Origin of the sequence: Bradyrhizobium yuanmingense (genome assembly GCF_025200905.1) — a bacterium.
GTDB classification, from domain to species: Bacteria; Pseudomonadota; Alphaproteobacteria; order Rhizobiales; family Xanthobacteraceae; genus Bradyrhizobium; species Bradyrhizobium yuanmingense.
The window spans coordinates 1531229-1545207 of the sequence record NZ_CP104173.1; the positions used below are offsets into that span (position 1 = coordinate 1531229).

A 13979-nucleotide genomic window follows, 5' to 3' on the forward strand; every position below is an offset into this window, starting at 1 on the left:
TTATTGGCGGTGATGCTCGAAGCTGGTGCACAGCAGATCGACCTCCGCTTCGGCGATCGGTGCGCGAAACAGGCGGCAGCTGAACTCGGCCGTCGTCTTGCTGTCGGTATTGGCGCGATCCTCCCGCAGGAAGATGCACCGCTTGCAGACGTCGGTGTGGTGCCGCTGCTCGGCGGCATCGGAGTGGTCCAGCACGTGCCGGAACGTGTCGCGGAAGCGGATCTTGACCTCGTCGTCCAGAACGCCAATCGCTTCGATGAGGACGTTGACGGGATCGCGCACCAAGAACTTCTTGCCCTGCTGGGTCACGCTCAACGTCACCGAACGCTTGTCCGTGGCCGAGCGCTTCCGCTCGAGATAACCGAGTCGCTCGAGCTCGCCGATGATGAACGAGGCGGTGCCGCGCGTGGTGCCGACGTAGCTCGCCAGCGCCGAGGGGGTTCGGGAAAATCGGTTGGCGCGGGAGAGGAAGCGCAGCGCCATCCATTCGCGGTCGCGCAAACCGTGCTTGGTGCCTTCGAACCACAGGATGCGTGCGGCCTGCTCCAACAGTTCAATCGATTCACGAGCCAAATTCATTTCAGTTCCAGGTCGCATAAACGTTTATTCAATTGGGCCTCGGGTAGCGCAATCGGGGCGGACGAGAATGAGACCCGCTCGCGCTCCGCCGTCCGTTGCGGGCGAGCATCGCGCGTCGCGGGAAGAAGCCTCTGCGTTTCCGAAGATGGAACTTCCGGCCGTGGAACTAGGGTGTCACAAAGAAAGACCGGGTAAATCGCGCGGCCAAGATCCTCCGAAAATTTCAATCAAATGAGGGCGGTTCGCACGTGATTTGGTGATGATGAGCGATGCGTAAGCAACATGATGTGTCACCATCGTCGCTGCGATTGCTATTTGTTGCGGCAGAGCCTGTCGGGTGTGCGCTCAGGCGCATTCTGTGCAGCGACAAGCGGCCTGGCCGGCAGGCAAAGAACGATTCTTTTCGGTTAATGGATGTTGCGGTGCAGTGCAGCCAGACGGTTAAGTCCCGGCACACGGCACACGGCACACGGCCCACGCTCCGGCGGGCGGCGGACACCGGCGCTCGCTAACGAAGGGATGACGTGGTGAGCCGCGTGCTCGCAGGCTGGTGACTTGCGTTTATCCGGCAATTACTGGCGAATGCGGCGCCCGAGGGGCATCAGCATGGGAATCAGGAATGGGAAGATCGATGAGCTTTGAAACCACCATGACATCCGACGTCGTTGGACTGACGAAAGTCGCCCCGCTCTCGCGCCGCGGATTCATGAGCGCGACCGCGGCCGTCGCCGCTGGCTACACGCTCGCGGCCGGTCCGGTCCGGGCCGACATCATCACGACGGATACCAGCGGTCTCCAGGCCGGCGATGCCAAGATCAAGGTCGGCTCTGAGGAAATGCCCGCCTATTTCGCCCGCCCGGCCGGCAACGCCAAGGCGCCGGTGGTCATCGTGGCGATGGAAATCTTTGGCCTGCACGAATACATCCGGGACGTGACGCGCCGCCTCGCCAAGCTCGGCGCGTTCGCGGTGGCGCCCGACTATTATTTCCGCAAGGGCATCGACCTGACCAAGGTGACGGATATCAAGGAGCTGCTGCCGGTGGTGAATGCGAAGCCGGACGCGGAGCTGTTGTCGGATCTGGACGCGACGGTCGCCTGGGCAGGATCGAAAGGCGGCGACACGACGAGGCTCGGCATCATCGGCTTCTGCCGGGGTGGCCGCACGGTCTGGGAATATGCCGCCCACAGCGGTGCGCTCAAGGCGGGCGTTGCCTTCTACGGGACCTTGGTCGATCCAGCCAACCCGTTGTGGCCGAAGAGCCCGCTGCAGCTCGCGCCCGAGATGAAGGCGCCGGTGCTCGGCCTCTATGGTGGCGCCGATACCGGCATTCCCGTCGCGCAGGTCGAGCAGATGAAGGCCGCGCTCGAGCAGAGCAAGAAGACGGCCGACTTCAAGATCTACCCCGAAGCGCCGCACGGCTTCCATGCCGACTATCGCGGCAGCTACCGCAAGGACGCCGCGGAAGATGCCTGGAAGCAGGCAGAGGCCTGGTTCAAGAAATACGGCGTGTTGAGCTGACGGTCAATCAAGAGGGCGGCCCAAGTGGCCGCCCTTTCTCTTTCATGTGACGGTCTCACTTCGTCATCGCGCCGTAGACGATGTCCTGGACCTGCTCGCGATAATACTTCCTGAGCTCACCCGGTGCCGCCGTTCCCACCACGACGACGAGACGCTCCTTGGGATCGCAGAAGAACTGCGTCCCGTAGGCTCCGTTCCAGGTGAACTCGCCCGGATTGCCGGGGACCGACGACAATCCTTCGCTGGTCCGGACCGCCACCGAAAGGCCGAAGCCGAAGCCGCCGCGATGCGGCTCGACATTGGCGACGTTGTTCTTGATCTCGGGGCCGAGATGGTTCGCCGTCATGTGACGGACGGTCTTCGGACCGAGGATGCGCTGCCCGTCGAGCTCGCCGCCGTTGAGCAACATCTGTCCGAAGCGGATGTAGTCGCCGACCGTCGCGAAGGAGCAGGCGCCGCCGCAGTCGAACTTGGTTGGAGTGTCCAGGAGCTTGATGGCCTGCGGCTTGCCCGTCAGCGGATCGTTCGGGAAGGGGCGGGCGAGGCGCGGGCGCTGCGCCTCGGTCGGATGAAAGGTCGCATCCTTCATGCCGAGCGGATGCCAGACATTGGCAGCGAGATAGTCGCCAAGCTTCTGCTCGCTCACCTTCTCGACGACAGCGCCGAGCACGTCGATCGAAAAGCCGTATTCGAACGCGGTCGAGGGCTGCTGCGCCAGCGGCAGCTTGGTGATGCGATCGATAAAAGCCTGGGTGTCGCCGTCGATCGCCGGCGCAATGCCATCAGGATATTGCCGCGCCACCGGGCTCGATGAGTCCGGGCGGCCGCCATACATCAACCCCGACGTATGCCGGTAGAGATCGTGGATGAAGATCGGCGAGGCCTGCGGTTCGAGCTTGAGTGATCCATCCGCCTGAGGCACGCCGACCTTCATGTCGGCGAAGCCCGGGTAGTATTCGGACAGCTTGGCCTGGAGCGGCAGCCGACCCTGTTCCATCAGCGTCAGGCCGGCGACCGCGGCCATCGGCTTGGTCATCGAGGCCAGCGCGAAGATCGCATCGAGCGGCATCGGCGTGCCCTTGGCCGGATCGAGCAGGCCATAGGCCTTGTAGTGGACGAGCTTGCCGTCGCGCGCGATGGCGACCACTGCGCCGGGAACGCGCTTGGCCGCGATCTCGCGCGCGAAGAAATTATCGAGGCGTGCAAGGCCTTGCTTCGAAAATCCGACATCGTCGGGATTGGCTTCGGGCAGCGGCGCAGCGCGCGCGGCGCCGAGCGTGACGACAGCAATCGTTGCCGCGATCATGGCGATCGTCTTGTTCATTGCATTCTCCCAAGAGGCGAGCTCGTTGTGCGGTGGCTCGCTCGAAGGTTAGATCACGACCGCGCCGGCAGGAAGTCAAGCGCGGGCGCGGCATGTCTGGGCGGCATCGGAGGTGCAGGAACCCTAACGTCCTTCGCCTGCGCGCCAGAGAGCGTCGAGGCCGTGCCGATAGGTGGGGCAGGCCAGCGTGACGCCGAGCTCGCGCTTCAGTTTCTCGTTGGAGACGCGGGCGCTGCTGGCATAGAAGCTGCGCGCCATCGCCGACATTTCGGCGGTGGCGAACGCTTCTTCCGGCGGCGGCGCCACGCCCATCAGCTGCGCGGCATAGCCGATCACGTCCTGCGGCGGCGCCGGCTCGTCGTCGCAGACGTTCCAAACGCCGCCGCCCTGGTGATGAATAGCGGCGATGATCGCGCTCGCGATGTCGTCGACATGGATGCGGTTGAACACCTGTCCCGGCTTGATGATGCGCCTCGCCGTTCCCGCGCGCAGTGTCGCCAGCGCGTTGCGGCCGGGACCGTAGATGCCCGCAAGCCGCAGGATCGCGGCATCGCCGCCCGTCGCATCCGTCCAGGCCTGCTCCGCCGCGATCCGCATCCGCGTGCGGTCGAGGATGGCCTGCGGCGGCGTGCTCTCGTCGACCCAGCTGCCTGCGTGATCGCCGTACACCCCGATGGTGGAGAGATAGACGACCTTGCGGCGGCTTCCCTGCAGCACGCCGCCAAACGCCGCGATCGCGGGATCGCCGGTGCTGCCGGGCGGGATCGACACCAGGAGGACGTCGGCGTCGCGAACCCGTTCAACCGTCTCGGGCGACGGAAGGCTGCCGGAAAACGGATGCACCTCGATCCCGGCAAGGTCATTCCGCTGCGCGCGATCGCGCACGGTGCCGGCGACATGCGAGAAGCTGCCGCCGTGCTTGCGGACGAAATGCCGCGCGCTGTAGCCGAGGCCGAGGATGAAGAGCCGCATGCGTCTCCCGTGCAGGTCGAAAGTTCCCGTTCGCGCCGTCGCGCACCGTTCGCTCATAAGAGATTTTTGGGTCCGGCAAAAGATATTGCGATTTGTCTCGCCCTCCGGCTCGGCCGATGATCGCTTTACGCAGCGCCGGAAGGGAGGCATCGATCATGCAGGCCGAAGCGTTGGTTCAGTCGCCAGCGGACGCCGCCGATCTGATCCGGCGCGCGGCCGCGCTGATCTTCGACGTCGACGGCACCCTGGCCGAAACCGAGGAGCTGCATCGGCAGGCCTTCAATCTGGCCTTCGCCCGCCTCGGTCTCGACTGGCAGTGGGACCGCGCCGTCTACAAGGACCTGTTGCGGGTGACGGGCGGCAAGGAGCGCATGCGCGCCTACCACGAGAGGCTAGTGACCGCTCCGCCCTTGTCGGACGGGGACATCGCAGAACTTCACCGCATCAAGACCGCGCATTATGCCGAATTGGTCGAGGCCGGCCGCTGTCCCTTGCGGCCAGGCGTGACGGACTTGCTCAGGGCCGCGAAGGCGCGCGGCCAGCGGCTTGCGATTGCGACCACCACATCGCACGGCAATATCGATGCGCTGCTGTCGCAGGCGCTGGGCAAACGCTGGGCCGCGGATTTCGATGCGATCGTCGCCGGCGACGACGTCAGGCACAAGAAGCCGGCGCCCGACGTCTATCTCGAGATTCTGGCGCGGCTGAAGCTCGAGGCATCCGATTGCGTTGCGATTGAGGATTCCGCCAACGGTCTGATCGCGGCCTCGCGCGCCGGCGTCCCGGTTCTGATCACCCGCAGCACGTTCTTCGGGGACGACGACTTCACCGGCGCGCATGTCGTGCTCGACGATCTGTCGGAACTTTCGGCCCGCCAAACAAAAGCTGAAAAACAACCCCATGCACAGTAGATCACGGCGCCGTGATCGCCGTGCTCAGTGGACGCGGTGACTTGCTCTATCGTCCTCGGCCTGCTCGACAATCTGTGCGATCGGACTGGACTGATGATGCACCAGGCGCCAGTCGTCGCCGACGCGGCGAAAATGGTTCGCCGCAGCCAGCGCGGTGCCGTCGACGATCTCGATGCAGAGCACGCGGGCGCTGTCGCCGTCGACGATGGCCTGCGGCTCGGCGCAGACGATCTGCGGCCGCTGCGGGTTTTGCAGGATGTCGCGCCAGCTTCCGATCACGGTGGCGCGGCCGATGATGGCCGGCCAGCCGGGATGGATGCAGGAGATGCCGTCGTCATCCGCCCACATCCGTTCCATGCCGGCGAAGTCGCCGGTCGAGAATGCCGCGTAAAAGGCCGCGTTGGCGGCGATGACCTTGGTGTCGTTTCCCATCGCTCTCGGGTGGGGCAAGGACAGGCAAAAATCAAGCGCGACTTTCCGTCGACTTTGGCCGCAGTGCAGCATTCAGGATGCTGCCCGCGTCGTGGTCACGCTGAAACGTGCGTTGCCACGGCCCGCCGCGCGCCGTCGGCATAGAGGCGGCCGAGCGCCGCGGTGACAGCCTCGCGCAGGCGCGGCTCGGCGCCGAGCGGCCCGAACACCTTCGCCACCCCGAGCAGTGCCGGCGCGAGGCGCTCGGCAACGGGTCCTGCCTCGCGCGCCAGCGCGGCGAACTCGGCGGCGAATGGATCGCGCACGTCGATCGGCCGTCCCTGCTCGTCGACGCCGCTGACGTAGCGGATCCAGCCGGCCACCGCCAGCGCATGCGTTGCGATGGGCAGGCCTCTGGCAAGGCGATCCTGCATCGCGCCGAGCAGCCGCTGCGGCAGCTTTTGCGAGCCGTCCATGGCAATCTGCCAAGTGCGATGGTGCAGCGCCGGATTGGCGAAGCGCTTGAGCAGCGAGGCGCGATAGGCGGCGAGATCCGTGCCTGATGGCATGGTCAGCGTCACCGCGGCCTCTTCCATCACCTGCGCGGCGAGGCGCGCAAAATGCGGATCCTGCATCGTGTCGGCGATGGTCTCGTAGCCGGAGAGATAGCCGAGATAGGCCAGCGCGGAATGGCTGGCGTTGAGCAGCCGCAGCTTCATCAGCTCGAACGGCTTGACGTCGCCGACGAGCTCGACACCCGCTGCGGCAAGGTCCGGCCGGCCCGCGGTGAAGCGGTCCTCGACCACCCATTGCGTGAACGGCTCGGTCATGACAGGCCAGGCGTCGCGCATGCCCAGCGCGGATGCGACCGCATCGCGGTCGGCATCCGTCGTCTCCGGCACGATGCGGTCGACCATGGTCGAGGGGAAAGCAACCGTGTCGGCGATCCACTTGCCGAGTTCCCTAGAGCGCAGCGCGGCGAACTGCGTGACGATCCGCTGCACGGTGTGGCCGTTGGCGGCGAGGTTGTCGCAGCACAGCACGGTGAAGGGCGAAAGACCCTGCGCCCGCCGGCGTGCCAGCGCGGCGACGATGAAGCCCGGCGCCGAGCGCGGCGCGTCGAAATTATTGAGGTCGTGCACGACATCAGGATGCCGCTCGTCGAGATCGCCGGTCTGCGGCGTATGGCAATAGCCCTTCTCGGTCACCGTGAGCGAGACGATGCGGATAGCGGGATCGGCCATCCGCTCGACCAGGGCTGCCGGCTTCTCGCGCGCCACGACGCTGTCGAGCAGGGCGCCGATCACGCGGTGCTCGGTACCTTCGGCGGCGCGCACAGCGACGGTGTAGAGATGGTCCTGCGGGGCGAGGGCGTCGCGCGTCTCCGGGCTGCGCAGGCTCGCGCCGATGATGCCCCAGGACATGCTGCCCCTAGCAAGGCAATCGTCGATGACGACGGCCTGATGGGCGCGATGAAACGCCCCGAGCCCGAGATGCACGATGCCGGGCGTGACGCGCGATCGGTCATAGGCCGGCCGCCGGATGGCAGGTGCCAGGCGGTCGAGATTGGCGCGACCAAGGCGCATCGAGCTCTGGCGCATGGACGTCTCCCCTTGCTTTGCCGCTGCTTGACATGGCGTCCGTATCAGGTCAATGCTCCGGTCAATTGGTAAGACCAATTTTCCAAAATTGGCGGGTCGCGGGCGCCGGAGGCGCCGCGCGAGACCTTTTCGGGAGGACCAGCGTGCCGCTGGAAGCTGTGGAGGCGAGACGGCTCTATCGCCAGGTCGCCGATCAATTGCGAAGCCTGATCGACAGCGGCGAGTACGCGGTCGGCAGCCGCTTGCCGACCGAGCGCGACCTCGCGGAACAGCTCAAGGTGTCGAGGCCCACGGTGCGCGAAGCCTTGATTGCGCTCGAGGTCGAAGGGCGCCTGCGCATCCGCGTCGGATCCGGCATCTATGTGATCGAGCCCGCCGCCGTGGCCGCGCCCACACAAGCTGCCGTCATCGAAGGCCCGTTCGAGCTGTTGCGCGCCCGCGAATTCCTGGAGAGCGCCATCTCCGAACAGGCCGCGCGCGTGGCGACGAAGGGTGACGTCGCCCGCATCGACGCCTCCCTGGTCGCGATGGAGAATGTCGAGCATCCCGGCGAAGCCTCGATGGTGCACGACCGTGCGTTCCACGTCGCCATCGCCGGAAGCCTCGGCAACGCCGTGCTGGTGCGCGTGGTCGGCGAGCTGTTCGACCAGCGGCTCAATCCCTATTTCGCGCAGCTCGCGCATTATTTCGAGAACCCGGGCACGTGGCGCACGGCACTCGACGAGCATCGCGCCGTTCGCGACGCGATCGCGGCGCGTGATCCCGAGGCGGCGCGCGAAGCCATGCGCGTTCATCTGGCGCGATCCCAGGAGCGCTTTGCACAGAACTTTGGCGCCGAGAACGCCGCAGCAGCGGCCTCGGGGCGAAGCCGGACCGCGCGACCCCTGGCGAAGCCGACGACACCAAAGCGATCACCGAAGAAGCGGGCCAAAGAACGGGCCAAGAGCGGCAGCTCGCGGCAGCGATAAAGATTGGGCGGCCCGCATCCATGCCGGGGCGGGCGAACAAGAAGCAGACTTGAACGATGGAGGAAAAGTCGATGTTAAAGAAGATGACGATTGCAGCAGTGATTTCCGCCGCCACGCTGTTGGCAGCGACCAGCGCCAGCATGGCGCAGACCAAGCTCAAATGGGCCCATGTCTACGAGCCCTCGGAGCCGTTCCACACAGCCTCGGTCTGGGCCGCGCAGGAGATCAATAAGCGCACCAACGGGCGCTACCAGATCGAGGTCTATCCGGCCTCGCAGCTCGGCAAGGAGACCGACATCAACCAGGGCCTCTCGCTCGGTTCGGTCGACATCATCATCTCCGGATCGAGCTTCGCGGCCAAGAGCTTCGCGCCGATCGGCGTAACCTATTATCCCTACACCTTCCGCGATGCCGATCATCTGCTCGCCTACACCAAGAGCGACATCTTCAAGGAGCTCGCCAAGGGCTATGAGGACAAGAGCGGCCACCACATCGTCGCGGTGACCTATTACGGCGTGCGCCAGACCTCGTCCAACAAGCCGATCAAGACCTGCGCGGACATGAAGGGCCTGAAGATCCGCGTGCCCGACGTTCCGGCCTATCTGGCGATGCCGCGGGCCTGCGGCGCCAACACCGCGCCGATCGCGTTCGCCGAGGTCTATCTCGCGCTCCAGAACGGCACCGTCGAGGCGCAGGAAAATCCGCTGACCACGATCGAGGCCAAGAAGTTCTACGAGGTGCAGAAGCACATCGTGCTGACCGGCCACATCGTCGACCATCTCAACACGGTGATCGCCGGCGCGCTGTGGAAGAAGCTCAGCGACGAGGACAAGAAGATCTTCACCGACGTGGCGCAGGAGGCGGCTGCCAAGGCCACCGGAGAGATCAAGCAGAACGAGGCCAAGCTGGTCGCCTTCTTCAAGGACAAGGGCCTGACCGTGACCGAGGTCGACAAGAACGAGTTCCGCGACACCGTGTTGAAGAACGTTGCGTTCGAGACTTTCGGGTACCGCAAGGCGGATTGGGAGAAGATCCAGGCGGTGAAGTGACCGCCGCTTGCCCCGCCATAAGACCCTCATGGTGAGGAGCGCGAAGGGCATCTCGAACCATGAGGGCCCCGGTGTGCCCCGGGGGCATCCTTCGAGACGCTTGCTTCGCAAGCTCCTCAGGATGAGGAGCGGAGCAAGCGTGAGACAGTAGATCAAAGACGTCATTCCGGGTTCTCGCTTCGCGAGCCCCGGAACGACGATTTGGAGAGAGGTAACATGTCCACCGCCGAAATCCACCGGCAGATCACCGCCGAAGAGATCGCGCACACCTTCGAGGAGGAGGCGACGCCGAAGGTCGATCTCGGCGTCTACGCCTTCGAGGACTGGGTGGCGCTGGCGATTTTCTGGGTGATGGCGCTCGCCGTCTTCCTGCAGTTCTTCACCCGTTACGTGCTCAACGACAGCTACGCCTGGACCGAGGAGATCGCGACCTATTGCCTGATCGGGGTGGTCTTCATCGGCTCGTCGATGTGCGTACGGCTGTCGCGGCATATCCAGGTCGACCTCGTCTATCGCTACCTGCCGCATGCCGTAGGGCGCGTGCTGTCGACCGCGATCGACCTGATCCGGATCGCCTTCTTCGGCTACGCCATCAAGCTGGTCTGGGTCTACATCAGGATCATCGGCGACGAGCAGATGACCACCATCAATCTTCCCAAGGACTATGTCTATTACGCCGTGCTGCTCGGGTTCGTGCTGATGTTCGCACGCTCCGTGCAGGTGGCAATCCAGAACTGGCGGCAGGGTTACTCGGTCCTCGAACGTCCCGGTGCCTACGACGGATCGGAAGGATAAAACCATGCTGCTGTTGCTCGGAGGCTTTCTCGTTCTCATGCTGCTCGGCGTTCCCGTGGCGATCGCCATGGCGGTGTCGTCGCTGCTCTACATTCTGGTCAGCGGCGTGACGCCCGACGTTACGCTGGCGCAGCGCATGATCGCCGGCGTCGAGAGCTTCCCGCTGCTCGCCGTGCCCTTCTTCATCCTGGCCGGCAATCTCATGAACATCGCCGGCGTCACCGGGCGCATTTACAAATTCGCCGTCGCGCTGGTGGGGTGGATGCGCGGCGGCCTCGGCCACGTCAACATCATCGGCTCGGTGATCTTCTCCGGCATGTCGGGCACCGCGATTGCGGATGCCGCCGGCCTCGGCACCATCGAGATCAAGGCGATGAAGGACCACGGTTACTCCACCGAGTTCTCGGTCGGCGTCACCGCGGCCTCCGCAACGCTCGGACCGATCATTCCGCCGTCGCTGCCGTTCGTGATCTACGGCATGATGGCGAACGTCTCGATCGGCGCGCTGTTCCTGGGCGGCGTCATTCCCGGCGTCGTGCTGACGCTGTTCATGATGGTGACGGTCACCTATTTCGCGCACAAGAACAAATGGGGCAGCGACACGCCGTTCTCTTGGCCGCAGCTCGGCTCGGCCGGCCTCGAGATCCTGATCGTGCTGTCGTTCCCGATGGCGATCTGGCTGATGGTGCTGGCCGGCCTTTCGGTCAACACGGCCGTCGTCATCGGCCTCGGCACGCTGCTCCTGATCGACTGGTATTTCGACTTCTCGGCGGTGATGGCGCTGATGGCCCCGGTGATCCTGATCGGCGGCATGACGCTGGGCTGGTTCACGCCGACGGAAGCCGCCGTCGCCGCGGTGATCTGGTCGCTGTTCCTCGGCCTCGTCCGCTACCGCACCATGACGTTCCAGACCGTCGCCAAGGCGACCTTCGATACCATCGAGACCACGGCCTCGGTGCTGTTCATCGTCACGGCGGCGTCGATCTTCGCCTGGCTGCTGACGGTGTCGCAGGCGGCGCAGATGCTCTCGGACTGGATGCTCAGCATCACCCAGAACAAATGGGTGTTCCTGGCGCTCGCCAACGTGCTGATCCTGTTCGTCGGCTGCTTCATCGACACCACGGCGGCAATCACCATTTTGGTGCCGATCCTGCTCCCGATCGTGCTCAAGCTCGGCATCGACCCCATTCATTTCGGCCTGATCATGACGCTGAACCTGATGATCGGCCTGTTGCATCCGCCGCTCGGCATGGTGCTGTTCGTGCTCGCCCGCGTGGCAAAGCTCTCCGTCGAGCGAACGACGGTGGCGATCCTGCCCTGGCTGGTTCCGCTGCTGCTGGCGCTGATCGCGATCACCTTCATTCCCGAACTGACCCTCTGGCTGCCAAAATACATGGGACTCTCCAAATGACCTCGACCGCTCTCGCCGCGACCCTGTTCGGCCCCGAAGACCTGCGCATGATCGAGCATCCGCTCGACAGGCTCGCTGACGGCATGGTGCGCATCCGCTTCGGCGCCGGCGGCATCTGCGGCTCGGACATGCACTATTTTCGTCATGCCCGCACCGGAGACTTCGTGGTGAAGTCGCCGCTGGTGCTGGGACACGAGATCTCGGGCGAGGTCGTGGAGATCTCCGGTGCCGCTGCGAACCTGAAGGTCGGCGACCGCGTCGCCGTCAACCCGTCGCGCTGGTGCGGCCATTGCGTCGCCTGCCGCGAGGGCCGGCCGAACCTGTGCGAGAACATCTATTTCATGGGCTCGGCTTCGAAGACGCCGCACATGCAGGGCGGCTTCGCCAACTACTTCGATGCGATCCCTGCGCAGTGCGTGAAGATTCCCGATCACGTGTCCTACCAGGCGGCCGCGCTGGCCGAACCGCTCGCGGTGTGCCTGCACGCGGTGGCGCGCGCCGGCAAGATCGAGGGCAAGCGCGGCATCATCTTCGGTGCCGGCCCGATCGGGCTTCTGACCATGCTCGCGGCGCACCGCGCCGGCATGGCTGACATCACCGTCGCCGACATCGCGCCGGCGCCGCTGGCCTTTGCGACCAAGCTCGGCGCCTCCCACGTCGAGAACGTCTCTGCCGGCGAGGAAGGGTTGAAGGCGCAGGCTGCGTCGCGCCCCTATGACGTCGCGTTCGAGGTCTCGGGCACGGCCGCGGGCCTTGCCAGCGCGATCGGCATCGTCAGGCGCGGCGGCGTCGTGGTGCAGATCGGCAACCTGCCGGGCGGCCAGATCCCGACGCCGTCGAATGCGGTGATGGCCAAGGAGATCGACCTGCGCGGCTCGTTCCGCTTCGGCTTCGAGTTCATGAATGCGGTGGAACTGATCGGCAACGGCAGCGTCGATGTGCTGTCGCTGGTCACCGCCGAGCGGCCGCTCTCGACCGCGCCCGACGCGCTGCGGCTGGCGCTCGACCGTTCGAAGAGCGTCAAGGTCGTGCTGACCGCGAACTGACTTTTGTTTTGACGCGTTTTCTTCACGCGAACCGGTACCCACTTCGCTCGAAAACGCTTTGGGAGGCAGCACATGATGCTGGAGGGATGGCGCTGGTACGGACCGGATGATCCGGTCTCGCTCGATGATGTCAGGCAGGCCGGGGCGAGCCAGATCGTCTCGGCGCTGCATCAGGTGCCGATCGGAGAGGCCTGGACGCGCAAGGCGGTCGAGGAGCGCAAGAACTTCATCGAGAACGGCCAGCCCAGCCGCTCGCAGCTGACCTGGTCGGTGGTGGAATCGATTCCGATCCCTGACGACGTCAAGCGCCTCGGCGGAAAAGCGACCAAGTCGATCGAGGCGTGGATCGCGAGCCTGGAGGCGGTCGCCGCGTCCGGCATCAAGATCATCTGCTATAACTTCATGCCCGTGGTGGACTGGTGCCGCACCGATCTGGAATGGGAGCTGCCGAACGGCGCCCGTGCCATGCGCTTCGCCCAGGACCGCTTTGCGGCATTCGAGCTGCACATCCTGAAGCGCCCGGCGGCCGCGCAGGAGTATAGCCCCGAGCAGCAGGCGCGCGCGAAAAAGCTGTTCGAGCAGATGAGCCAGGCGGATATCGACTATCTCGTCATGGTCATTGCCAGCGCGCTGCCGGGCTCGACCACCGAGCCGATGACGATCCCGCAATTCCGCGATCGGCTGGACACCTATCGCGACATCACGCCAAAGATATTGCGGCAGCATCTCGCGGAATTCCTCGCGCGCGTGACGCCGGTGGCCGAGCAGCTCGATGTCTCCTTGACGCTGCATCCGGACGATCCGCCGCGGCCGCTGTTCGGCCTGCCGCGCATTGCTTCCAGCGCCGACGATTATCAGGCGCTGTTCGATGCCGTGCCGTCCAAGGCCAACGGCATCTGCTTCTGCACCGGCTCGCTCGGCGTGCGCGCGGAGAACAATCTCCCTGATATGGCCGAGCGCTTCGGCCCGCGCATCGCGTTCGCCCATCTCCGCGCGACCAAGCGCGAGGCGGACGGGCTGTCGTTCTACGAGTCGGATCATCTCGATGGCGACGTCGACATGATCGCGGTGCTCAAGACGCTGCTAAAGGAGAACGCGCGGCGCGCACCGGACAAGAGAATCGTGTTCCGTCCCGATCACGGCCACCGCATGCTCGACGATCTCGCCGCCACCAAGCGCACCAATCCCGGCTACACCGCCATCGGCCGCCTGCGCGGCCTCGCAGAGTTGCGCGGTGCGATCAGGGCGATCGAGCATCGGTAGCGGGCAAACCTCTCTCCACACTGTCATTGCGAGGAGCTCTTGCGACGAACCAATCCAGAATCCCTCCGCGGAAAGACTCTGGATTGCTTCGCTGCGCTCGCAATGACGTGGAGGGAGGGGGGCGACGCCT

Annotated in this window: 13 protein-coding genes; 8 read left to right on the forward strand and 5 right to left on the reverse strand. The window is 65.1% G+C overall.

Annotated elements, in window-relative coordinates; genetic code table 11:
• A complete protein-coding gene (locus tag N2605_RS07195) occupies positions 1-579 on the reverse strand; it encodes a MarR family winged helix-turn-helix transcriptional regulator (protein ID WP_036007089.1) in 579 nt (192 codons plus the stop codon).
• Between the two features lie 631 nt (positions 580-1210).
• Here N2605_RS07195 and N2605_RS07200 point away from each other — a divergent pair.
• A complete protein-coding gene (locus N2605_RS07200; protein WP_260346186.1) occupies positions 1211-2098 on the forward strand; it encodes a dienelactone hydrolase family protein in 888 nt (295 codons plus the stop codon).
• A gap of 55 nt (positions 2099-2153) precedes the next feature.
• Here N2605_RS07200 and N2605_RS07205 read toward each other — a convergent pair whose 3' ends face one another.
• Both N2605_RS07205 and N2605_RS07210 read right to left on the reverse strand, forming a co-directional pair.
• Positions 2154-3422: a serine hydrolase domain-containing protein gene (locus N2605_RS07205; protein ID WP_260346187.1), complete on the reverse strand. Its 1269-nt coding sequence runs from the start codon at positions 3420-3422 to the stop codon at positions 2154-2156.
• A gap of 123 nt (positions 3423-3545) precedes the next feature.
• Positions 3546-4394 carry an SDR family oxidoreductase gene (locus tag N2605_RS07210; RefSeq protein ID WP_260346188.1) on the reverse strand — a complete coding sequence of 283 codons (849 nt, stop codon included), beginning with the start codon at positions 4392-4394 and terminating at the stop codon, positions 3546-3548.
• Positions 4395-4549: 155 nt separating this feature from the next.
• Between N2605_RS07210 and N2605_RS07215 the strand changes: the two genes are divergently transcribed.
• Positions 4550-5305 (forward strand): HAD family hydrolase, encoded by a 756-nt coding sequence (locus tag N2605_RS07215; protein ID WP_260346189.1) that lies wholly within the window; start codon positions 4550-4552, stop codon positions 5303-5305.
• A 24-nt stretch (positions 5306-5329) separates the two neighbouring features.
• On the opposite strand, the gene N2605_RS07220 is transcribed toward N2605_RS07215, so the two are convergent.
• Together N2605_RS07220 and N2605_RS07225 are read right to left on the reverse strand one after the other, a co-directional pair.
• Positions 5330-5737 (reverse strand): nuclear transport factor 2 family protein, encoded by a 408-nt coding sequence (locus tag N2605_RS07220; RefSeq protein WP_036007097.1) that lies wholly within the window; start codon positions 5735-5737, stop codon positions 5330-5332.
• A 95-nt stretch (positions 5738-5832) separates the two neighbouring features.
• On the reverse strand, positions 5833-7317 hold the full coding sequence (locus N2605_RS07225; protein ID WP_199751051.1) for a mannitol dehydrogenase family protein: 1485 nt from the start codon (positions 7315-7317) through the stop codon (positions 5833-5835).
• A gap of 143 nt (positions 7318-7460) precedes the next feature.
• Between N2605_RS07225 and N2605_RS07230 the strand changes: the two genes are divergently transcribed.
• The 6 genes from N2605_RS07230 (at position 7461) to uxuA (ending at position 13849) form a co-directional block, all read left to right on the forward strand.
• On the forward strand, positions 7461-8285 hold the full coding sequence (locus tag N2605_RS07230; protein WP_260346192.1) for a FadR/GntR family transcriptional regulator: 825 nt from the start codon (positions 7461-7463) through the stop codon (positions 8283-8285).
• An 83-nt stretch (positions 8286-8368) separates the two neighbouring features.
• Positions 8369-9334 carry a sialic acid TRAP transporter substrate-binding protein SiaP gene (locus tag N2605_RS07235; protein WP_425248851.1) on the forward strand — a complete coding sequence of 322 codons (966 nt, stop codon included), beginning with the start codon at positions 8369-8371 and terminating at the stop codon, positions 9332-9334.
• 216 nt (positions 9335-9550) lie between these two features.
• A complete protein-coding gene (locus N2605_RS07240) occupies positions 9551-10129 on the forward strand; it encodes a TRAP transporter small permease (protein ID WP_260346193.1) in 579 nt (192 codons plus the stop codon).
• 4 nt (positions 10130-10133) lie between these two features.
• Complete coding sequence (locus tag N2605_RS07245) at positions 10134-11540, forward strand: TRAP transporter large permease (RefSeq protein WP_225182751.1); 1407 nt, start codon at positions 10134-10136, stop codon at positions 11538-11540.
• Positions 11537-12586 carry an L-idonate 5-dehydrogenase gene (locus tag N2605_RS07250; RefSeq protein ID WP_260346194.1) on the forward strand — a complete coding sequence of 350 codons (1050 nt, stop codon included), beginning with the start codon at positions 11537-11539 and terminating at the stop codon, positions 12584-12586. The genes N2605_RS07245 and N2605_RS07250 overlap by 4 nt, the downstream gene beginning before the upstream one ends.
• A 72-nt stretch (positions 12587-12658) precedes the next feature.
• Positions 12659-13849, forward strand: a complete 1191-nt coding sequence (gene uxuA / locus N2605_RS07255) for a mannonate dehydratase (RefSeq protein ID WP_260346195.1) — start codon at positions 12659-12661, stop codon at positions 13847-13849.
• Positions 13850-13979: the final 130 nt, after the last annotated feature.

Coding starts and splice junctions, on each gene's coding strand:
- N2605_RS07195 (WP_036007089.1), bottom strand. CDS start 579: ATGAATTTGGCTCGTGAATCGATTGAACTGTTGGAGCAGGCCGCACGC.
- N2605_RS07200 (WP_260346186.1), top strand. CDS start 1,211: ATGAGCTTTGAAACCACCATGACATCCGACGTCGTTGGACTGACGAAA.
- N2605_RS07205 (WP_260346187.1), bottom strand. CDS start 3,422: ATGAACAAGACGATCGCCATGATCGCGGCAACGATTGCTGTCGTCACG.
- N2605_RS07210 (WP_260346188.1), bottom strand. CDS start 4,394: ATGCGGCTCTTCATCCTCGGCCTCGGCTACAGCGCGCGGCATTTCGTC.
- N2605_RS07215 (WP_260346189.1), top strand. CDS start 4,550: ATGCAGGCCGAAGCGTTGGTTCAGTCGCCAGCGGACGCCGCCGATCTG.
- N2605_RS07220 (WP_036007097.1), bottom strand. CDS start 5,737: ATGGGAAACGACACCAAGGTCATCGCCGCCAACGCGGCCTTTTACGCG.
- N2605_RS07225 (WP_199751051.1), bottom strand. CDS start 7,317: ATGCGCCAGAGCTCGATGCGCCTTGGTCGCGCCAATCTCGACCGCCTG.
- N2605_RS07235 (WP_425248851.1), top strand. CDS start 8,369: ATGACGATTGCAGCAGTGATTTCCGCCGCCACGCTGTTGGCAGCGACC.
- N2605_RS07240 (WP_260346193.1), top strand. CDS start 9,551: ATGTCCACCGCCGAAATCCACCGGCAGATCACCGCCGAAGAGATCGCG.
- N2605_RS07245 (WP_225182751.1), top strand. CDS start 10,134: ATGCTGCTGTTGCTCGGAGGCTTTCTCGTTCTCATGCTGCTCGGCGTT.
- N2605_RS07250 (WP_260346194.1), top strand. CDS start 11,537: ATGACCTCGACCGCTCTCGCCGCGACCCTGTTCGGCCCCGAAGACCTG.
- uxuA (WP_260346195.1), top strand. CDS start 12,659: ATGATGCTGGAGGGATGGCGCTGGTACGGACCGGATGATCCGGTCTCG.